The 19,609-nt window shown below is 58.4% G+C and carries 17 protein-coding genes; 5 read left to right on the top strand and 12 right to left on the bottom strand.

Annotated elements, in window-relative coordinates:
* Position 1: 1 nt before the first annotated feature.
* Positions 2 to 4,954: an alpha-2-macroglobulin family protein gene (locus tag B498_RS07170; RefSeq protein WP_008502146.1), complete on the bottom strand. Its 4,953-nt coding sequence runs from the start codon at positions 4,952 to 4,954 to the stop codon at positions 2 to 4.
* A gap of 286 nt (positions 4,955 to 5,240) precedes the next feature.
* On the opposite strand from B498_RS07170, the gene B498_RS07165 reads away from it, so the two are divergent.
* From B498_RS07165 to B498_RS07150, 4 genes are all read left to right on the top strand, one after another.
* A complete protein-coding gene (locus B498_RS07165; protein ID WP_008502147.1) occupies positions 5,241 to 6,785 on the top strand; it encodes a PTS transporter subunit EIIC in 1,545 nt (514 codons plus the stop codon).
* A gap of 12 nt (positions 6,786 to 6,797) precedes the next feature.
* A complete protein-coding gene (locus B498_RS07160) occupies positions 6,798 to 8,165 on the top strand; it encodes a 6-phospho-alpha-glucosidase (protein WP_008502148.1) in 1,368 nt (455 codons plus the stop codon).
* A 90-nt stretch (positions 8,166 to 8,255) separates the two neighbouring features.
* Positions 8,256 to 9,101, top strand: coding sequence for a 3-mercaptopyruvate sulfurtransferase (gene sseA, locus B498_RS07155; protein ID WP_008502149.1), 846 nt, complete (start codon positions 8,256 to 8,258; stop codon positions 9,099 to 9,101).
* Positions 9,101 to 9,871: a MurR/RpiR family transcriptional regulator gene (locus B498_RS07150; RefSeq protein ID WP_008502150.1), complete on the top strand. Its 771-nt coding sequence runs from the start codon at positions 9,101 to 9,103 to the stop codon at positions 9,869 to 9,871. Before sseA ends, B498_RS07150 begins: the two co-directional genes overlap by 1 nt.
* A gap of 17 nt (positions 9,872 to 9,888) precedes the next feature.
* On the opposite strand, the gene sseB is transcribed toward B498_RS07150, so the two are convergent.
* The 11 genes from sseB to trmJ all read right to left on the bottom strand — a co-directional run bounded on the left by sseB (position 9,889) and on the right by trmJ (position 18,639).
* Entirely contained in the window at positions 9,889 to 10,665 is a 777-nt protein-coding gene (sseB, locus tag B498_RS07145) for an enhanced serine sensitivity protein SseB (protein WP_008502151.1), read from the bottom strand.
* A gap of 96 nt (positions 10,666 to 10,761) precedes the next feature.
* On the bottom strand, positions 10,762 to 12,048 hold the full coding sequence (gene pepB, locus B498_RS07140) for an aminopeptidase PepB (protein ID WP_008502152.1): 1,287 nt from the start codon (positions 12,046 to 12,048) through the stop codon (positions 10,762 to 10,764).
* Between the two features lie 60 nt (positions 12,049 to 12,108).
* Complete coding sequence (gene iscX, locus B498_RS07135) at positions 12,109 to 12,309, bottom strand: Fe-S cluster assembly protein IscX (protein WP_003860650.1); 201 nt, start codon at positions 12,307 to 12,309, stop codon at positions 12,109 to 12,111.
* 1 nt (position 12,310) lies between these two features.
* Positions 12,311 to 12,646: an ISC system 2Fe-2S type ferredoxin gene (gene fdx, locus B498_RS07130; protein WP_003860652.1), complete on the bottom strand. Its 336-nt coding sequence runs from the start codon at positions 12,644 to 12,646 to the stop codon at positions 12,311 to 12,313.
* Between the two features lies 1 nt (position 12,647).
* Positions 12,648 to 14,498, bottom strand: coding sequence for a Fe-S protein assembly chaperone HscA (hscA, locus tag B498_RS07125; protein WP_008502154.1), 1,851 nt, complete (start codon positions 14,496 to 14,498; stop codon positions 12,648 to 12,650).
* A gap of 14 nt (positions 14,499 to 14,512) precedes the next feature.
* On the bottom strand, positions 14,513 to 15,028 hold the full coding sequence (gene hscB / locus B498_RS07120; RefSeq protein WP_008502155.1) for a co-chaperone HscB: 516 nt from the start codon (positions 15,026 to 15,028) through the stop codon (positions 14,513 to 14,515).
* Positions 15,029 to 15,108: 80 nt separating this feature from the next.
* Entirely contained in the window at positions 15,109 to 15,432 is a 324-nt protein-coding gene (iscA, locus tag B498_RS07115; RefSeq protein ID WP_008502156.1) for an iron-sulfur cluster assembly protein IscA, read from the bottom strand.
* A 13-nt stretch (positions 15,433 to 15,445) separates the two neighbouring features.
* Positions 15,446 to 15,832: a Fe-S cluster assembly scaffold IscU gene (gene iscU / locus B498_RS07110; protein WP_003860661.1), complete on the bottom strand. Its 387-nt coding sequence runs from the start codon at positions 15,830 to 15,832 to the stop codon at positions 15,446 to 15,448.
* Positions 15,833 to 15,856: 24 nt separating this feature from the next.
* Positions 15,857 to 17,071, bottom strand: a complete 1,215-nt coding sequence (iscS, locus tag B498_RS07105) for a cysteine desulfurase (RefSeq protein WP_008502157.1) — start codon at positions 17,069 to 17,071, stop codon at positions 15,857 to 15,859.
* A gap of 119 nt (positions 17,072 to 17,190) precedes the next feature.
* Positions 17,191 to 17,682 (bottom strand): Fe-S cluster assembly transcriptional regulator IscR, encoded by a 492-nt coding sequence (iscR, locus tag B498_RS07100; RefSeq protein ID WP_008502158.1) that lies wholly within the window; start codon positions 17,680 to 17,682, stop codon positions 17,191 to 17,193.
* A 231-nt stretch (positions 17,683 to 17,913) separates the two neighbouring features.
* Positions 17,914 to 18,639 carry a tRNA (cytosine(32)/uridine(32)-2'-O)-methyltransferase TrmJ gene (gene trmJ / locus B498_RS07095; protein ID WP_008502159.1) on the bottom strand — a complete coding sequence of 242 codons (726 nt, stop codon included), beginning with the start codon at positions 18,637 to 18,639 and terminating at the stop codon, positions 17,914 to 17,916.
* 131 nt (positions 18,640 to 18,770) lie between these two features.
* Here trmJ and suhB point away from each other — a divergent pair, with 131 nt between their 5' ends.
* A complete protein-coding gene (suhB, locus tag B498_RS07090; protein WP_003860668.1) occupies positions 18,771 to 19,574 on the top strand; it encodes an inositol-1-monophosphatase in 804 nt (267 codons plus the stop codon).
* The last annotated feature ends 35 nt before the right edge of the window (positions 19,575 to 19,609 follow it).

Below are 19,609 nucleotides of genomic sequence, written 5' to 3' on the forward strand. Positions count from 1 at the left end.
ATTACGGAACAACAATCAGCGGGCCGCTGACCGCACCCGTTGCCCGCCACTGCGGAACGTACATAGACTCCACCATCGGCACCGGCACCTGGTAGGTTCCCGGCGTCACGGCGCGCGCCAGATAAACCAGCGTGACCGGCTGACCTTCATTTACCGGCACGGCCGCCACAAAGCGGTCGTCGCGGAATTCCATATGCTGAATGTCCGCCTGCTGCATCTGGCTGAGCAGGTTCTGCACCTCACTGCCGCTGTCCTGCAGGCTGGCGCTGCTGCTTGCCAGGTTCTGGTTTTCCAGCTCCAGCCCCGCAGGCAGGAGATCTACCACCAGCGCGTCCGGCACGTTCTGGCTGGCTTTAACTTCCAGCCACACCAGCACCAGCTCGCCGCTCTTCAGCGAAGAGAGTGATTTCGTACTGCCGTCGGTTGCCAGGATATGACGTTCGACCTGCAACACGTTCGCGCTCGGCTGAGGAGCATAGTCAGGATAGCCGGTGCTGTCCAAACGTACCCAGAGCGGTGTCGTTCCGGTATTGGTGACCTGCAGCGCGCCAAGCTGGTCGCCGCTCACGTTTTGTACCTGCGCTTTATCGCAACCTGATGCGGAATCTGACAGGGAGGTTTTCGCCTGCCATGCGCCGGACAGAGTTTGCAGCGAACGTCCGGCCAGGAACAGCGCGTTGCTCTCCTGAGTGGACAACCAGCGCTGGCTGAAGGCCTGTTCAGAAAGAGCATTCAGCAGCGTATTTTGCGCATCCGGCAGAAGTTTGTACTCCTCCAGCAGGGAGAGCATCAGCGCGTTATCGCGAAGCTGGCTGCCGTAATCGGCCATCCAGGTTTTGCTGTCGTTGCGCGGCGTTTTGAGCGCCAGATCCAGCGCCTGCTGGCTGCGCGGGGCATCGCCCATCAGCCTGAGCGCCATGCCCAGCTGCATCAGCGGCAGGCCGGACGCCGCCTGAGCGTGACGATCCCAGATTTCACGCAGCGCGCCCAGCGGCGCTTTTTGCTGACGAGCCAGCACCAGCGCGGCATAGGCCTGAACGGCAAATTTACTGGCCTGAGTATCGTCGCTGTAGCGGATGGACATCATGCCCGGGTCCTGCAGATAGCGCAGCAACCGGCTATTGGCGTTATTCACCGCATCGGCAGGCACGCTATAGCCCTGCTCGCCCGCCCGCACCAGGAAGTCGGTCACATAAGCCGTCAGCCAGTACTCTTCCGGACCGTTTTTATCCCACAGCGCGAACCCGCCGTCTTCACGCTGCATCTGCAGCAGACGGGAAATACCGATATCAATGGCGGCACGGCGTTTATCGTCCGTATCACCTTTAATGCCAAGCGCCGTCAGCTGCGCCGCGTTGGTGTAGAGCGACGGGAACAGGCCGCTGGTGGTCTGCTCCAGGCAGCCATACGGATAGGCCTGCAGTTCGCGAATATAGCGCGCAAGGTTGAGCGGTGGTTTGCCGCTCAGCAGCAGTTGTCCCTGCAGGGTGGCAGGAGAGAAACCGTTACTGTGCTGCGCCGGTGCGGTCCAGAATTCGCCAGGGTTGAGCATGGCACCGGTATTCACGGTCTGTGCCGGGAATGCCGGACGCACGCCGATTTTCCAGCTCTTCTGCTGTGGTGCAAAGGTCTCGCCCGGAAGCTGCAGGCCGGTAACCTGTGCTGTTACCTCTCCGTCACCATACCCCTCCAGCGCACGCACCGGAATAAACAGGGTGGTCCGCGCCCCCGGAGGCAGCTGCACCGGCTGCGGCTGTCCACCTTCCAGCGACAGTTTGCCTGTCGCGGTCAGGGCAACGTTCAGCGTTTGCGGCTGGTCGGTCAGGTTGGTGAGATCCAGCGTCAGGCGTGAGGTGTCTCCACTTGCCAGGAAGCGCGGCGTGTTGAGCTCGGTAATAACCGGCGCGGCCACCACAACCTTGCTTTCGCTGCTGCCGAAATCGTCTTCTGTCCAGGCCTGCGCCATCAGACGCAGTTCGCCGTTGAAATCACCAATCGGCAGCGTAATCGTGCCTTCCCCGTTGGCATCCAGCGTAACCGGCTGTGCCTGCTGGGCAATGATGGTGACGTGGTTCACCGGCGGTTTGCCGCCGCGCTTCAGTTCATCCCCATCGCCACCGAAGCGCAGCGCGGCCAGACGGCCCTGCCCTTCAATGACCTGGCCGTATATATCGTAGATATCCGCGCCGTAACGCTTCTGGCCAAAGAAAGCCTGCCACGGATCCGGCGTGACGTAATCGGTAATGTTCAGCACGCCGCTGTCCACCGCCGAGACCAGCACGTTCACCTTCTGCGGCACGGCCCCCTCTTTCACGCTGGCTTTCACCTTCACCGAGAGCGTCTGGTTTGGACGCATTTTCTGCGGGTTATCGAGCGCAATATTCAGGCGGCGATTTTCGTCGCCCATCGGCAGATGCAGCAGGCCTACCGCGCGTTTCGGCGTGGCGGATTTGGATTTATCGCCCGGACGTACCACCAACGTACTCAGGTAGAGGTCGTGACGCTTCCAGGCCTTGTCGACCGGGATGGCGAGATCCAGTCCGTTTGCCGGTACGTCGATCTCTTTCCACCACAGCGGCCCTTCGCTGGATTCGATCATCGCATAGCCCTTGCCTGCGGCCGGCGCGGCGATGTGCAGTTGGATGGTGTCGCCCGGCTGATAGGCTGGCTTATCCAGTTTCAGCGTCACGCGGTCAGGGCGCGCGGCTCCGGTGCCGTCGCTGTTATCCTGCCAGCTGTAGCCTGCCCAGAAGCGCACGCTGCTCACCATATCATCAGGCGCTTTCACCTCCAGACGATAAGAGCCCCACTCTACCGGGAAGGTAACTTTACCCGTTTCATCGGCCTTAAGCGTCAGCTCCTGCTCGCCTTCGACCAGGTCTTTCTGATCGAACTGAGACTGCCAGCCTTCGCTCTCAGACCAGTTCCAGAAGTAGTCACGACGCTCGCGAATCAGTCGTACCTGTAATCCGGAAACGGCCTTTTTGGCTCCGCTGGCATCGGCATACACGATGTCGAAACTGGCGTTGCCGTTCTCATCAACAATCGGCTGGTTGACGGTCGTATCGGTGCGGTAGTCGTAAACGGCTTTACTGGCGAACTGAGGGCGAATACCCGGCAGCTCAGCCACCGGCCAGATGGACTGCTCAGCACGACGCGTCACCGGACGACCGCCCGACTCCAGCAGGCTGGCCTGCAGGATCAGCTGCAGCGGAGAGTGCACGTCTTTCCACTGGCTTTCGGTAGAAACCTGCCCACGCCCCTGCTCGTCCAGCGTAAGCTGAACTTCATCCAGGCTGCGGCTCAGGTTCTCTTCGGCGATATCACCAAACTGGTAGCCCGGCAGTGCCGGAACCGCGTCACGCAGCGGACGCAGGAATAGCTGGCCCTGCAGAGAGTTACCGTTGGCCGGTGCGCCATACAGGTAATAGCCGACCACGTTAAAGTCGACGTTATCCTGCGGTGAAACCGGCGTTTTTTGTCCACTCAGGTTGAGCGCCATGCGCTCTGGCATGAAGTCTTCGACGTGGAAGTCCCACAGGCGCTGCAGGTTATCGCCCGTGTTGGCGCGAATATGCCACATGCCGGTCTGCGCCCCGCTGTCCAGCGGGTAGTTGAATCGGTAGAGACCGTTTTCAGGCTGAACAACGATCGAGCGAGCCACCTGACCGTCAGGGCGCAGCACGTCAAGCTTCACGGGCTGATCGGGAAGCGGCTTACCGTCACTGTCGCGCAGCAGGCCGTTGAGGATCACCGTTTCACCCGGGCGATAGAGATCGCGTGGGCCAAACATGAAGAACTGCTTGCTGTAGCCCGGACTCCCGGCGATATCAAACTCCGCCAGGTCGAGGGCCGGCAGCTTGAGGTCAAGCAGCGTGGTCTGGCCGTCTTTACTGGCCAGAATCAGGGCAGCCTCTTTGTCGGTCTCAAGCTTTGCGTGGCCATCGCCGTCGCTTTTCGCTTCGGCAAGGGTCTGCCCTTTGTCATTCAGCAGGGTGACGGCGACGCCAGACTGCGCCGCACCGTTCTCCAGACTCTGGGTGAAGATGTCCAGGCGGTTATGATAACGGTGAGCGGACAGGCCAATATCGCTTAAGGTAAAGAGCGTTGCGGCGTTGCTGTAGTTATAGTGCCCGGCCTGGTTCATGACCGCGATGTAAACCCCAGACTGCTGGAGCGGTTTAATATCCTTCAGGGGCAACAGCAATTTTTCGCGCGTGTTGCGCGCCGGATTAAGATCGAAGCGACCGGTGTAAACCAGCTCCGCCATCTTTAGCAGGTTGTCGGACTCCCAGTTGGTGAGGGAGTTGCGGTATTCCCACTGGCTGACAAAAGAGGCCAGCGATTCCGGCTTCACGCGGTAGAAATTGACGTCAACATTGTTGACGTTGAGCGCCATCACCGGCAACCCTTCCACCACCTTGCCCGGCAGCAGCGAGCCGCGGCTGGCAAACCCGACGGTAGGCTCGACTTCCCGGGTGGTGAGGGCTTTTTCATAATCAATGCCGAACGTCGCCTTGTTCAGCGCCTGCAGGCCCCGTTCAACGGTGACGACCAGGTTGCGGTTGGGCTCCAGATGACGCAGGCGAAGCTCTTTCAGGTTAGGCGCAAGTTCCCACGCCCCGTCAACTTTGCCGCTTTTTTTGTCCACGACATGCACGGTTTTCGCGAAATCCTGCTCGGGATTCAGCGGAACCGAGAATGTCAGCACCAGCGTGGCGGCACCGTCGAGCTGAACTTCAGAAGCATCAAGCAGAGTGAGCGCTTTGCCCTGACTTTGTGCCGCCAGTTTTGCCAGCTTGTCAGCGTCTGGCTTTTCCGCCGCTTTTGGTGTGGTTGCTGTAGATGCCGCGGGAGCCGCAGCCTGAGGTTTATCGTCGCTGTTATCACAGCCGACAAGCGTAAACGTGGTAAGCAGCGCAAGAGAGAGCGCGGCTAAGCGAAACGGTTTCATCCTTTGTCCCTGGCCCATGGAGCCTGTTGGTCGTCGTCCGGATAAGTATTATCCGCAAGTTTCATTAATTCAAAAAGTCCAATTTTAGAATCTGGAAAACGCCTCGCAGAATGGCATCACGCCGCTACGCCGTGATGGAACCGCGATCACAGCGCATAACGTCACATGTTACCTTTCACGTCATTTGTTTTTAAAACAAGAGGATAGCTGGATAAGCGTCCCTGAAGGCTGCTAGTTTTATGACCATGACGCACCCCGAGTGCGCGGTTCAAAAAGAGAGAAAGCCATGAAACGAGCCGTGAACGCCCTACAAAATTTCGGAAAATCATTGTACGGACCGGTGCTTATCTTACCGATCGTCGGTCTGTTTATCGCCTTTGGTAACGTGCTGGGTAACGGTAATCTCGCCGAGTACCTGCCGTTTCTCGGTCATCCGCTGATTCAGCATCTTGGTCAGTTGATCGCAAAATCTGCCGTGTCGGTGCTGGTTAACCTGGCGCTGGTGTTTGCCGTCGGTATTCCGATTGGCCTGGCAACGCGCGATAAAGGATATGCCGCGCTGATTGGCCTGGTCACCTTTGTCGTGTTCATCAACGCCATGAACGTCACGCTGCAGCTGCAGGGCGCACTGGCGCCAGCGGCGCAGATGAAAGCGGCCGGACAGACGATGGTACTGGGCGTGCAGGTGCTGGAGATGGGGGTCTTTGCCGGGATACTGACCGGAGCGCTTTCCGGCTATCTGTACAACAAATATTCCGGCGTACAGTTTAACGGCGCGATGGCGATTTACTCCGGCCACTGTTTTGTCGCCATCGTCATGCTCCCCGTCTCCATGCTGCTCGGCGTGGTGATGAGTGAGCTTTGGCCCTTTGCCCAGCATGGCATTAGCGCCCTGGCGCTGGCCATCAAAGGCTCCGGGCCGTTTGGCGTGGCCATCTACGGTTTCCTGGAACGCATTCTGGTCCCCACCGGCCTGCACCATCTGGTTTATACGCCGTTCCTCTATACCGAGCTGGGCGGCACGCAGGAGGTATGCGGCGCAACCTATCAGGGCGCGCGCAATATCTACTTTGCCGAGATGGCCTGCCCGGACGTGAAGCAGCTCAGCAGCACCGTGGTGTGGGACGCCCGCGGCATCAGCAAAATGTTTGGCCTGCCTGCCGCGGCGCTGGCGATGTATATGACCGCCAGGCCAGAGCGTAAAGCGGCGGCGAAAGCGATTCTGATCCCGGCGGCACTGACTTCGCTGCTGGTCGGCGTGACCGAGCCTATTGAGTTCTCCTTCCTGTTTGTCGCCCCGCTGCTGTTCGTGGTGCATGCGGTGCTGACCGGCATCGGCATGATGCTGTTCTCGCTGCTGGGCGTTCACGCCATCGGCGCCAACGGGATTATCGACTTCATCCTTTACAACCTGCCGCTCGGCACGGCCAAGTCCAACTGGCCGATGTACATCCTGGTCGGGCTGATCATGTTCTCCCTCTACTTTGTGGTTTTCCGCTTCCTGATCCTGCGCTTCAACATGAAAACGCCGGGCCGCGAAGATGAGGACCAGGAGACGCGCCTCTACAGCAAGCAGGAGTACCAGGCGAAGGGCAATAACGACGGTCTGGGCGAGTCTATCGTTGTGGGGCTGGGCGGTCGGGAAAACATTGAAGTGGTGGACAACTGCTACACCCGCTTGCGCGTCACGGTAAAGGACGTCGCCATCATCGACGAGCCGCGCCTGAAGGCGACTGGCGCGAAAGGGATTATCAAACAAGGTAACAACGTTCAGGTGGTCTACGGGCTGCATGTCAAAAAAATGCGAGAAGCCGTTGAGACGTTTCTCTGAAAGGAGCTAAAGATGTTAACACCCCCATTCATTCTGTCGATTGCCGGCGGCGGCAGCACCTACACGCCGGGCATTGTGAAAAGCCTGATGGTGCGCCTGCAGGATTTCCCGCTGGCCGAAATTCGCCTGTACGATATCGACGAGGCGCGCCAGAACACCATTGCGCCGGTCGTCGAGAAGGTCATTCGCGACCACAGTCAGCGCATCACATTTACCGTCACCAGCGACCCGGAAGTGGCCTTTAGCGGCGCGCATTTTGTCTTCGCCCAGATGCGCGTCGGCCAGTACAAAATGCGTGAACAGGATGAGAAGATCCCGCTGCGTCACGGCGTGGTGGGCCAGGAAACCTGCGGCCCCGGCGGGCTGGCCTACGGCCTGCGCACGATCCTGCCGATGGTGGAGCTTATCGATCTGGTCGATCGCTACGCGCATGAGAAAGCCTGGATCGTGAACTACTCCAACCCGGCGGCGATCGTCGCGGAAGGCGTGCGCCGCCTGCGCCCGAACGCAAGGGTGCTGAACATCTGCGATATGCCGGTTGCCGCGATGCGCAATATGGGCGCCATTCTGGGCGTGGATCGTCATAAACTGGAAGTGGACTACTTCGGCCTGAACCACTTCGGCTGGTTTACCCGCGTGCTGGTGGACGGCGAAGACAAGCTCCCGGCGCTGCGTAAGCATATCGCGAAGTTTGGCCTGCTGACGGAAGATGCGGCTAAAACCGACCCGCAGCACTCGGATCCGTCGTGGGTGAAAACCTGGCGCAATATCAAGCCGATCATGGACAACTTCCCCGAGTATCTGCCGAACCCGTATCTGCAGTATTACCTGATGCCGAACCAGATTGTGGCGCATCAGAACCCGGACTATACCCGCGCCAACGAAGTGATGAACGGGCGCGAGAAAAAGCTGTTCGCCGCCGCCGAAGAATATCAGCGCACCGGAATTTTACCGGATGCCTTCCACGTGGGCGTCCACGGTGAATTTATCGTTGACGTCGCCTGTTCGCTGGCGTTCAACCTGCGAAGCCGCCATCTGGTGATGGTGGAAAACCGCGGGGCGATTACCAACCTGCCGTACGATGCGGTGGTGGAAGTTCCCGCTTATATCACCGCCGAAGGCCCGGAACCGATTCGCGTCGGCCAGGTGCCGCTGTTCCATCAGACCCTTTTGCAACAGCAGCTCGCGTCTGAACAGCTGCTGGTGGAGGCGACTATCGAAGGCAGCTATGAAAAAGCGTTGCAGGCATTTACCCTGAACCGCACCGTGCCGACCATGGAACATGCAAAAGCGATTCTGGATGAGATGATTGAAGCCAACCGCGACTACTGGCCAGCGCTGCAAAAAGCCTGGCAGGACGGCGAACCGGTGAAAAAATAGGGGCTTGCTCGCGAGTTGAACGTGGTTTGCTTGTCGGTGTCAGAAAAAACACCGACAATCCTTTTTTACGGAAAAGAATGGAGGCAACCCATGTCCACCTCATATTTTGTCGCCGCCGACTGGCTGATTGAGCACGGCGACGATCCGGAAGTTCAGATTATCGACGCGCGTATGGCCCCTCCGGGACAAGAGCATCGTGACGTGCCCGGTCAATACCGTGCCGGGCATCTGCCGGGTGCGGTATTTTTTGATATCGAAGCCCTCTCCGATCATACCTCTCCCCTGCCGCACATGCTGCCGCGCCCGGAAGCGTTTTCCGTGGCGATGCGCGAGCTGGGCGTCAGCAAAGACAAACACCTCGTTGTCTATGATGAAGGTAACCTCTTTTCCGCGCCGCGCGCGTGGTGGATGCTGAAAAACTTCGGCGTGGAAAAAGTCTCGATTCTGGCGGGCGGCCTCGCGGGCTGGAAACGTGACGAGCTGCCGCTTCAGCAGGGTGACGTCACGCTGCCGGAAGGCGAATTCGATGCGACCTTTGACGCCCACGTGGTAAAACGCCTGACCGACGTGCTGGTTGTAAGCCACGAAAAAACGGCCCAAATCGTTGATGCCCGCCCTGCGCCACGCTTCAATGCCGAGGCGGATGAACCGCGTCCGGGACTTAGGCGCGGACATATTCCCGGTGCGCTGAACGTGCCGTGGGGCGACCTGGTGTTTGAGGGCGAGCTGAAAACCACCGACGAGCTGCGCGCCATTTTTGAACGTCAGGGCGTGGATTTGCATCGTCCGATTATCGCCAGCTGCGGTTCCGGCGTAACGGCCTGCGTGGTCATTCTGGCGCTCGCCACGCTCGGCGTAAGCGACGTCACGCTCTACGACGGCGCCTGGAGCGAATGGGGCGCGCGTGACGACCTGCCGGTTGAACCCGCGAAATAATGGATAACCGCCTGGCCACGCTGTTAACGCGCGGGGCGTCATTGACCCGCGCGGAGTATCGCGTCCTCGCCCACCTCACGGAGCATCCGCTGCTGGTGGGCAACATCACGGTTCGCGAGCTGGCAAAGGCGACATTCGTTTCTACCGCCACCATCATGCGGCTGTGCCAGAAGCTGGGGTTCAGCGGCTTCAGCGAGTTTATCTGGCACTGCAAGCAGCTGCTCTCCGACACGCCGCATATTGCCGCTCAGGCGCAGTCGCGCCCTGAACTCCCGGTGTTGTTTAACCAGTTTATCGCCAACTATCAGCACACCTTTCAGTGGGTTACCCAGGACAAACGCCAGCAGTTTTCCGACCTGCTGCGCCAGAAAGAGAGCTTCTTTCTCTACGGGGCCGGGTTTTCTTATCTGTTTGCGGAGTACCTGACCAAGAAGCTACAGGTAATGGGCAAAACGGCGTTTATCTCCGGACCGGGCGACAGCCGGAACATTTTTCTCAGCAATGCCGCCCGCTATCAGGTGTTTATTGCCGTCTCGCGCAGTGGCGAAACGGAGCAGGTGCTGGATAAAGCGCGGATAGCCAAAAACGTCGGCATGACGATCGTCGCGTTTACCCGCGCCTCGGCCAACACGCTGGCGGAGATGGCCGACGTGCACTTTGCGCTCTATGACGAAGCGGTGCACTTTGCCGCCGAAGCCGCAGGGGTGACGTCGTTTGAGTCGAATCTGGTGCTGCTGATGGATTTACTGCTGCTGGAAGCAACGGGGTGATATTCACCCCGCTGTCATCAGATGATGCGGTTAGTTTTGAGATCGCGCAGGAAGCCGCCCCAGCGACGCTCATAGAACGGCGTAATGTGCTCGGTAATAAAGTGGCTAATGCCCTTCTCACCGTTTTTCACCTGGCAGATATCAATTGGTTCATCGCCCGGTAGCGTGTCGGTCGCCACGCTTCCCGCTGCCTGAACGATCTCGTCGAAATCGCCATCGGCTTCAATACCGATCAACAGCACCGGCTTTTCGTCCGCGCGCTCTTTAATGGAGCAGAGAAACGCGCGCCTGACGGGCTTGAGCGTTTTGAACAGCGTCGTCAGGGAATCAATCATCTGCGCGGGCGGCTCGGCCACTTCAGAGAGCAGCAGTGTTTCGCCCCCTTCGAGCACTTCCTGCGTGCTGAGCGGGTTGCCCTCTTCGCCAATCAGGTGGCTGATTTCACGTGGCGTAAACTCTTTCCCGGTCGGCAGCTTCGCGTTCAGGAACAGCGTCTGGCCGAGCGTCATTTCAAACAGGGTACGCACCGGCATCACCACGAACGCCTGTTCATCTTCTACCGCTTTCTGCAGCGCTTCCAGCGAGGTGAAGAACGGGATCACCGACGTGCCGTCGTCTTTCTCCCAGTGCAGCAGATCCAGCGCGCTGTCTTCTACGACCTGTTCACCTTCAGCCGCAGTGCCCGGCACCCAGACGGTGGATTCCAGCAGCGTGCGGAAAAAGGCCGGACGGTGGGCGGGCTCGGTCGCCGCCTGCTCCAGCAGGGTTTCTAATTCGTTTTTGGTATCTGACATAGTTTGGCTACTTCACACTTGCCCGGCGGCGCTACGCTTGCACGGGCCTACGGGTTTTGTAGGCCGGGTAAGCGTAGCGCCACCCGGCAAAAAAGATTACTCAGCCGTCAGCAGGTTCGCCACGGTACGCACGCCCAGACCGGTCGCGCCCGCGGACCACTGCTCAACCGCCGCTTTACGGTAGGTTGCAGAGCAGTCAATGTGCAGCCAGCCCTCGTGGTAGTTCTCAACAAAGTGAGACAGGAACCCTGCTGCGGTGCTTGCCCCCGCCGGGTACGCCGCGCTGGCGGTGTTGTTCAGCTCGGCAAAGTTGGACGGCAGCTGGCTACGGTGGAACTCGGCCAGCGGCAGGCGCCAGAACGGTTCGTTTTCCGCCGCGGCGCTCGCCAGCAGGCGTGCGGCCAGCTTGTCGTCAAAGCTGAACAGCGCGTGGTAGTCGTTACCCAGCGCGGTTTTCGCCGCACCGGTCAGAGTCGCCATGTCGATGATCAGCTCAGGCTTCTGGGCAGAGGCGTCGATCAGGCCATCGGCCAGCACCAGACGACCTTCGGCGTCAGTGTTCATCACCTCAACGTTTTTGCCGTTACGGTAGCGAATGATGTCGCCCAGCTTGAAGGCGTTGCCGCTCACCATGTTGTCCGCGCAGCACAGGTACAGCTTCACGCGCTTTTTCAGACCGCGGGTGATGGCAAAGGCCAGCGCGCCGGTGATGGTGGCCGCGCCGCCCATGTCGGACTTCATGGAGTCCATGAACGCGCTCTGCTTCAGGCTGTAGCCGCCGGTGTCGAAGGTGATGCCTTTACCTACCAGGCAGGCAAAGACCGGCGCTTCTTTATCGCCGGTTGGGTTGTAATCCAGCGCCAGCAGCACCGGTGGACGCTCGGAGCCGCGCCCCACGGTGTGGATACCCATGTAGTTCTGCTCGCGCAGGTCTTCTCCCTTGGTGATGCGGTAGGACATCTTGTCGCCCGCCACGCCGCACAGCAGGTCAACGGCGCGCTGCGCCAGCTGCTCAGGGCCTAATTCTTCCGCCGGAGCGTTAATGGTGTCGCGTACCCAGTCGATGATTTTCAGGCGGCTTTCCAGCTCTTTCTGACCGACTTCGTCGAGGTTCGCCCACTCAATTTTGCGGGTGCCTTTCGGCCCTTTATAGCCCGCCCAGAACGCCCAGCTGCGGTCGGTATCCCACCCTTCGCCTTCCAGCGAGACATGCTTAATGCCCAGACCGTCAATTTTACGTGCGGCGCGCTGGATCAGGCCCAAATCATCATTGCCCGTCAGGTGCAGGGTAATACCGTCGTTATTAATGCTGTAGGTGGCTTTCTCGCCCCAGCGCGCGTCGGCAGGCTGATTCGAGAGCGTAATCTTCATCGCTTCGGTCATTTTATTTTTCCTTATTAGCAACTAGCAAACGGGCCGCCTGAAGGCAGCCCGTTTTGTTATTTATTCTGCTTCATCTAACCAGACTAACAGAATCGCCTCCAGAATTTTTTCATTGGATGCGTTTGGATCGTCGTCGAAATCCTCTAAATCGCAGATCCACTGATGCATATCGGTGAATCGTACGGTCTTCGGATCGAGATCCGGGTTCGCGTCGTAGAGCGCTTCGCCGATTTCACGGCTGTCTGTCCACTTCAGTCCCATATTAATGCTCGCGTGCGTGGTTGATGGTGTAGCGTGGGAACTCCACGACCAGATCTTCATCGGTCACCGCAGCCTGGCAGCTTAAGCGGCTGTCCGGCTCCAGACCCCATGCTTTATCCAGCATGTCGTCTTCGTCTTCGGTGCTCTCGGCAAGAGAGTCAAAACCTTCACGCACGATGCAGTGGCAGGTGGTGCAGGCACAGGATTTTTCACAGGCGTGTTCCACTTCGATACCTGCACGCAGGGCTACATCGAGAATGGTTTCGCCGGTCTTCGCTTCCAGAACAGCGCCATCCGGACAGAGGTCCGCATGAGGCAAAATTACAATCTTTGGCATATTAAACCTCGTCCACGGACTGGCCTTTCAGCGCGACGCGGACAGATTTGTCCATGCGGCGAGCAGCAAAGTCCTGGGTTTGTTTATCAACGTTTTTAATGGCTTCTTCTATTGCGTCAGCGTCATTGCCTTCGGCCACGGCGCTTAAGCGCGCGGCAGCGTCGTCAATCACCTGGCGCTCAGCGGCGCTTAACAGCGCGGCGTCGGCAGCGAGCGCGCCGTTCAGGCTCTCCAGCACGCGTGCGGCTTCAACTTTCTGTTCAGCCAGCATACGCGCCTTCACATCCTGCTCGGCGTAGCTCATTGAGTCCTGAATCATGGAGGCGATTTCGCCATCGGTCAGGCCGTAGGACGGCTTAACCTGAATAGACGACTCGACACCGGTCGATTTTTCCATCGCCGTGACGCTCAGCAGGCCGTCGGCGTCCACCTGGAAGGTGACGCGAATATGCGCCCCGCCCGCAGGCAGCGCCGGGATTCCGCGCAGCGCAAAGCGCGCCAGAGAACGGCAGTCCTGCACCAGCTCGCGTTCGCCCTGCATCACGTGGATGGACATCGCGGTCTGGCCGTCTTTAAAGGTGGTGAACTCCTGCGCGCGCGCCACCGGAATGGTGGTGTTACGCGGGATCACTTTCTCCACCAGGCCGCCCATGGTTTCTAAGCCCAGCGACAGCGGGATGACGTCCAGCAGCAGCATTTCACTGTCCGGCTTGTTGCCAACCAGAATATCGGCCTGGATCGCGGCGCCGACGGCAACCACTTTGTCCGGGTCGATGGAGGTCAGCGGCGTGCGGCCAAAGAATTCGCCCACGCGCTCGCGCACCAGCGGCACGCGGGTCGAACCGCCCACCATGACCACTTCCAGCACTTCGTTGGCCTCAACGCCGGCATCTTTCAATGCGCGACGGCAGGCCAGTAAGGTGCGTTTCACCAGCGGGGCAATCAGATCGTTAAACTGGTCGCGGGTGATGTCACCCTGCCAGCCCGCAACATTGACGGTGACGCTCTGCGCATCGCTCAGGGCAATTTTGGCGTCGATGGCCGCATCCAGCAGTTCACGCTGTACGCGCGCATCGCTGCGATCGCTGATGCCTGCCTGCTCGCGGATGTAGTCCGCCAGCAGATGGTCGAAGTCATCGCCGCCCAGCGCGGAATCCCCGCCGGTCGCCAGCACTTCAAATACCCCGCGGCTCAGGCGCAGGATAGAGATATCAAATGTCCCGCCGCCGAGATCGTAAACCGCGATCACCCCTTCCTGACCGGAATCGAGGCCGTAGGCAATCGCCGCCGCCGTCGGTTCGTTCAGCAGACGCAGCACGTGCAGGCCCGCCAGACGCGCGGCGTCTTTGGTGCCCTGACGCTGTGCATCATCAAAGTAGGCAGGAACGGTGATCACCACGCCGTCCAGATCGCCGCCGAGCGTGGCCGTAGCACGCTCCGCCAGCGCTTTGAGGATGTCAGCAGAAACACGAATCGGGTTCAGCAGACCGGCCGCGGTCGCAATCATCGGCAGGCCGTTTTCACTGGCCTGCAGCTGATACGGCAGATGCGGGTAGCGGGTCTGAATATCGGCCAGCGAGCGGCCCATCATGCGCTTGACGGAGCTGATGGTATTTGCCGGATCGCGCGCGGCGTTAGCGCGGGCGTCATAGCCGACCGCGTGACCCTGCTGCTGGTAGTGGACCACGGAAGGCAGCAGATGGCGGCCCTGCTCGTCAGCCAGCGTTTCCGCCTGGCCGCTGCGCACGGTCGCCACGAGGGAATTGGTGGTGCCCAGATCGATACCCACCGCCAGACGACGCTGGTGCGGTGCGGCACTTAAGCCAGGCTCACTAATTTGTAATAAGGCCATAATTGCTTCCGAAATTAAAAATCGAGCAGCTTTTCTTCGAGTTGTTCAGCACTGCTTCGCAGTTTATCGAGAAAACGGAGTTTGCGCACAGTGTCTGCCGCCACGTCCCAGGTCTCGTTGTTCAGTTGCTCCACCATCTGCTGATGGCGGGTATCGAACATGCCCTTCACGCGCGTGATGAAGCTTTCCAGACGCGCTTCGTCTTTGGCCTGTTCAATCTCATCCAGCTCTTCGCGCAGCTCCAGCTGCTCCATCAGAAACGCCGTGTCGCGCACGGTGTGCTGTTCGCTCGCCAGATCGAAACCGTGGAGCGAGAGCAGATACTCAGCGCGCGCCAGCGGATGGCGCAGCGTCTGCCAGGCCTGGTTGATGGTCGCGGATTGCGACACCGCAGCCAGCTGCTCTGCCTGAGTACCGCTCGCGAATTTGTCCGGATGGTACTGACGCTGCAGATCCTGAAAACGGATCGTCAGCGCCTGGAGATCGATCGGGTATTGAGCGGGTAGTCCGAAGAGAGTGAAGTAATCCATAACAATCTCAGGGGTAGCCTGTTAGAACAAACCCCACGCGTAGCGGGTAACGCCACGGTGGGGTTTCGGATGACGCGCGGTTAAACGTGGAAGCTTTCGCCGCAACCACACTCGTCTTTGACGTTCGGGTTCGTAAATTTGAACCCTTCGTTCAGGCCTTCTTTGACGAAGTCCAGCTGAGTGCCGTTGAGGAATTGCAGGCTTTTGCCATCGACCACCACCTTCACGCCCTTGTCTTCAAACACGATGTCATCAGACGCCGGCTCGTCAACAAACTCCAGTACGTAAGCCATACCAGAACAGCCGGAGGTACGTACGCCCAGTCGCAGGCCAAAGCCTTTACCACGGTTCGCCAGAAAAGAGCTTACTCGCGCGGCAGCGCTGTCGCTAAGGGTAATCGACATACTCAAACCTCAATTATTTTGCTTCACGTTTGCTTTTGTAATCCGCAATGGCGGCTTTGATCGCGTCTTCTGCCAGAATTGAGCAGTGAATTTTCACCGGTGGCAGTTCGAGTTCTTCAGCAATATCCGTGTTCTTGATTGCCTGTGCTTCGTCCAGAGACTTGCCCTTCACCCATTCGGTGACGAGGGAGCTGGACGCGATAGCAGAACCGCAGCCGTAGGTCTTGAAGCGCGCGTCTTCAATGATACCTTCATTGTTGACTTTAATCTGCAACTTCATCACGTCGCCACACGCTGGCGCACCGACCATGCCGCTACCAACAGATTCGTCGCTGTTGTCAAAAGAGCCAACGTTGCGTGGGTTTTCGTAATGATCGATGACTTTTTCGCTGTATGCCATGATTGAATTCTCCTTATGTACCGATTAGTGATGTGACCATTCAATGCTGTTCAGATCCACGCCCTGCTTGAACATTTCCCACAGTGGAGAAAGGTCGCGCAGACGGCCAATGGAGTTGCGAACCAGCTTGATGGTGTAGTCAATCTCTTCTTCGGTAGTGAAACGACCTAAAGAGAAACGGATAGAGCTGTGTGCCAGCTCGTCAGTCATACCCAGCGCGCGCAGCACGTAGGATGGCTCAAGGCTTGCAGACGTACAGGCAGAACCGGAAGAAACCGCCAGGTCTTTCAGCGCCATGATCAACGACTCGCCTTCAACATAGTTGAAGCTGACGTTGAGGATGTTCGGTGCGCCCTGCTCGAGATCGCCGTTCAGATACACTTCTTCCATATCTTTCACGCCGTCCCACAGACGGTTACGCAGCGTGCGCAGGCGTGCCATCTCGGTTTCCATCTCTTCTTTTGCAATGCGGTAGGCTTCGCCCATGCCCACGATCTGGTGAACAGGCAGCGTACCGGAACGCATGCCGCGCTCGTGACCACCGCCGTGCATCTGTGCTTCGATGCGGATACGCGGTTTACGACGAACGTACAGCGCGCCGATGCCTTTCGGGCCATAGATTTTGTGGCCGGAGAAGGACATCAGGTCAACTTTCAGCTGGCTCAGGTCGATAGGCAGTTTGCCCACGCTCTGGGTCGCGTCCACGTGGTAGATGATACCGCGCGCGCGGCACATTTCGCCGATGGTCGCGATGTCTTGTACCACGCCGATTTCGTTGTTGACGTGCATGATGGAGACCAGAATGGTGTCATCACGCATGGCCGCTTCGAGCTCTTTCAGATCGATAATGCCGTTGCTCTGTGGCGCCAGATAGGTGACTTCGTACCCTTCACGCTCCAGCTGGCGGCAGGTGTCCAGCACGGCTTTGTGTTCGGTTTTGCTGGTGATAATGTGCTTGCCTTTTTTCTGATAAAAGTTGGCTGCACCTTTGATCGCCAGGTTGTCGGATTCGGTCGCACCGGAGGTGAAAACAATCTCACGCGGGTCGGCACCCACCAGGTCAGCAATCTGATTACGGGCGATATCAACCGCCTCTTCAGCATGCCAGCCAAAACGGTGTGAACGGGAAGCTGGGTTACCAAAGTTTCCGTCCAGGGTCAGACACTGCATCATTTTCTCGGCAACACGCGGGTCCACCGGCGTGGTTGCGGAGTAATCGAGATAAATCGGTAATTTCATTGCTCTTTAAACTCCGTACATCGCTTCAATGCAAGGAATCAGGCAACCGGCTGGATGTACGACCGAGTACACGGGGCGAGTCTACGCCCCGGCCTGATTCTGAAATACTTATCGTTTTATTACGCGCGTAATTTGACGTCGATAGCGTCCTGCGCGCGGGTGCTGCGTTGGGAATCATGGCTGTGCTGACGGCCCGAAACATCCAGAACTTCCTGGTTATTCACCAGCTCACCGAGGGTGATGTTGTTCAGGAAGCCGGTCAGACGGTCGCTCAGATCGCGCCACAGCGCGTGGGTCAGGCATTTATCGCCGCCCTGGCAGCCGCCTTTACCCTGGCAACGGGTCGCGTCAACGGATTCGTCAACGGCGCTGATCACTTCGCCAACTGCAATACTGCCCGCGTCTTTACCCAGCAGATAACCGCCGCCTGGGCCACGAACGCTGGAAACCAGTCCATTTTTACGCAGTCTGGAGAACAGCTGTTCCAGATAAGAGAGGGAGATCCCTTGTCGTTCAGAAATATCAGCTAACGGAACCGGGCCCGCTTCGGAGTTGAGCGCAACGTCCAGCATCGCGGTCACGGCATAACGCCCTTTAGATGTCAGTCTCATGTCTTACTTAACCTCAAACTCGCCCCTGCCCGGGGTTTTTTATTGTAAAATGGGGTATTGCATAGCAGGGCCAAGTCTGACATTCCTGACTAAAATGGTCAACTATTTACTTGACTGTTTTAGTCAGGTATTTAACCTTCTGTGCCGTTTTTTGTCGGGTGGCGCTTCGCTTACCCGACCTGCGGTTTTGTAGGCCGGGTAAGCGAAGCGCCACCCGGCGAACAGACGACACTACTCTTTATTTTTCTGCTCAATCGACGCCAGGATCCCGCGCAGGATGTTCAGCTCCTGGCTTTCCGGACGCGCGCGGGTGAACAGACGGCGCAGCTTGTTCATCACCTGACCCGGGTGGCCTTCGCGGATAAAGCCGGTCGAGAGCAGCGTCTGCTCCAGGTGACCGTAGAAACGTTCAAGGTCGTCCACCAGCGGGTAAGCCGTCTCTTCTTTAGGCTCAACCTCTTTTTCCTGCGTTGCCAGCCACGCCATACGCACTTCGTAGGCGATAACCTGCACCGCCATCGCCAGGTTCAGTGAGCTGTACTCCGGGTTTGCCGCAATCGCCACGTGATAATGACACTTCTGCAGCTCGTCGTTGGTCAGGCCAACGCGCTCGCGGCCGAACACCAGCGCAACCGGTGCTTGTTCAGCCTCAGAGACACTTTTCAGGCCGCATTCACGCGGATCGAGCATTGGCCACGGCAGCGTGCGCGAACGCGCGCTGGTACCGACAACGAGGCTGCAGCCGGCCAGCGCTTCGTCAAGGGTATCGACGATCTGGGCGTTGCCGATCACGTCGCTGGCTCCGGCCGCCAGGGCGATGGCCTGCGAGTCTGGCTTCACCAGCGGGTTAACCAGCCACAGGTTCGTTAAGCCCATGGTTTTCATAGCGCGGGCAACGGAGCCCATGTTGCCGGTGTGCGATGTTTCGACCAGCACGATTCGAATGTTTTGCAGCATAATTTTTAATGTCTGGATTCAGTGTCTGAAGAATATTCGGGCATATTATCATAAACGGGAGACATAATCCGATCCCGCTGCTATACTCTGCGCCGATTTTCCTGTTCTTTAACATCCAGTGAGAGAGACCGATGCATCCGATGCTGACCATCGCCGTGCGCGCAGCGCGCAAGGCGGGTAATGTAATTGCCAAACACTACGAAACGCCAGACTCCGTAGAAACCAGCCAGAAAGGCAGCAATGATTTCGTGACGAACGTCGATAAAGCCGCAGAAGCGATTATTATCGAAACGATCCGCAAATCTTACCCACAGCACACCATCATCACCGAAGAAAGCGGTGAACATGAAGGTACCGATCAGGATGTTCAATGGGTTATCGATCCACTGGATGGCACCACCAACTTCGTCAAACGCCTGCCACACTTCTCTGTGTCTATCGCCGTACGCATTAAAGGCCGTACTGAAGTCGCCGTTGTGTACGATCCAATGCGTAACGAACTGTTCACCGCGACCCGCGGTCAGGGCGCACAGCTGAACGGCTACCGTCTGCGCTGCAGCAACGCACGCGATCTGGACGGCACCATCCTGGCGACCGGTTTCCCGTTCAAGGCGAAACAGCACGCGACCACCTATATGAATATCCTCGGCAAACTGTTCACCGAATGCGCGGACTTCCGTCGCACCGGTTCTGCTGCGCTGGATCTGGCCTACGTGGCAACCGGCCGCGTTGACGGTTACTTCGAACTCTCACTGAAGCCATGGGATTTTGCTGCGGGCGAGCTGATCGCGCGTGAAGCAGGCGCCATTGTTTGCGACTTCACCGGCGGCCATAACTATATGTCGACCGGCAACATCGTTGCGGGTAACCCACGCGTTGTTAAAGCCATGCTGGCCAACATGCGTGATGAACTGAGCGATGCGCTGAAGCGTTAATCCAGTTTGTTAAGCCCGGTGGCGCTACGCTTACC

The sequence above is a fragment of the Enterobacter sp. SST3 genome (assembly GCF_000286655.1).
GTDB lineage: Bacteria > Pseudomonadota > Gammaproteobacteria > Enterobacterales > Enterobacteriaceae > Enterobacter > Enterobacter roggenkampii.

Coding starts and splice junctions, on each gene's coding strand:
- B498_RS07170 (WP_008502146.1), bottom strand. CDS start 4,954: ATGAAACCGTTTCGCTTAGCCGCGCTCTCTCTTGCGCTGCTTACCACG.
- B498_RS07165 (WP_008502147.1), top strand. CDS start 5,241: ATGAAACGAGCCGTGAACGCCCTACAAAATTTCGGAAAATCATTGTAC.
- B498_RS07160 (WP_008502148.1), top strand. CDS start 6,798: ATGTTAACACCCCCATTCATTCTGTCGATTGCCGGCGGCGGCAGCACC.
- sseA (WP_008502149.1), top strand. CDS start 8,256: ATGTCCACCTCATATTTTGTCGCCGCCGACTGGCTGATTGAGCACGGC.
- B498_RS07150 (WP_008502150.1), top strand. CDS start 9,101: ATGGATAACCGCCTGGCCACGCTGTTAACGCGCGGGGCGTCATTGACC.
- sseB (WP_008502151.1), bottom strand. CDS start 10,665: ATGTCAGATACCAAAAACGAATTAGAAACCCTGCTGGAGCAGGCGGCG.
- pepB (WP_008502152.1), bottom strand. CDS start 12,048: ATGACCGAAGCGATGAAGATTACGCTCTCGAATCAGCCTGCCGACGCG.
- iscX (WP_003860650.1), bottom strand. CDS start 12,309: ATGGGACTGAAGTGGACAGACAGCCGTGAAATCGGCGAAGCGCTCTAC.
- fdx (WP_003860652.1), bottom strand. CDS start 12,646: ATGCCAAAGATTGTAATTTTGCCTCATGCGGACCTCTGTCCGGATGGC.
- hscA (WP_008502154.1), bottom strand. CDS start 14,498: ATGGCCTTATTACAAATTAGTGAGCCTGGCTTAAGTGCCGCACCGCAC.
- hscB (WP_008502155.1), bottom strand. CDS start 15,028: ATGGATTACTTCACTCTCTTCGGACTACCCGCTCAATACCCGATCGAT.
- iscA (WP_008502156.1), bottom strand. CDS start 15,432: ATGTCGATTACCCTTAGCGACAGCGCTGCCGCGCGAGTAAGCTCTTTT.
- iscU (WP_003860661.1), bottom strand. CDS start 15,832: ATGGCATACAGCGAAAAAGTCATCGATCATTACGAAAACCCACGCAAC.
- iscS (WP_008502157.1), bottom strand. CDS start 17,071: ATGAAATTACCGATTTATCTCGATTACTCCGCAACCACGCCGGTGGAC.
- iscR (WP_008502158.1), bottom strand. CDS start 17,682: ATGAGACTGACATCTAAAGGGCGTTATGCCGTGACCGCGATGCTGGAC.
- trmJ (WP_008502159.1), bottom strand. CDS start 18,639: ATGCTGCAAAACATTCGAATCGTGCTGGTCGAAACATCGCACACCGGC.
- suhB (WP_003860668.1), top strand. CDS start 18,771: ATGCATCCGATGCTGACCATCGCCGTGCGCGCAGCGCGCAAGGCGGGT.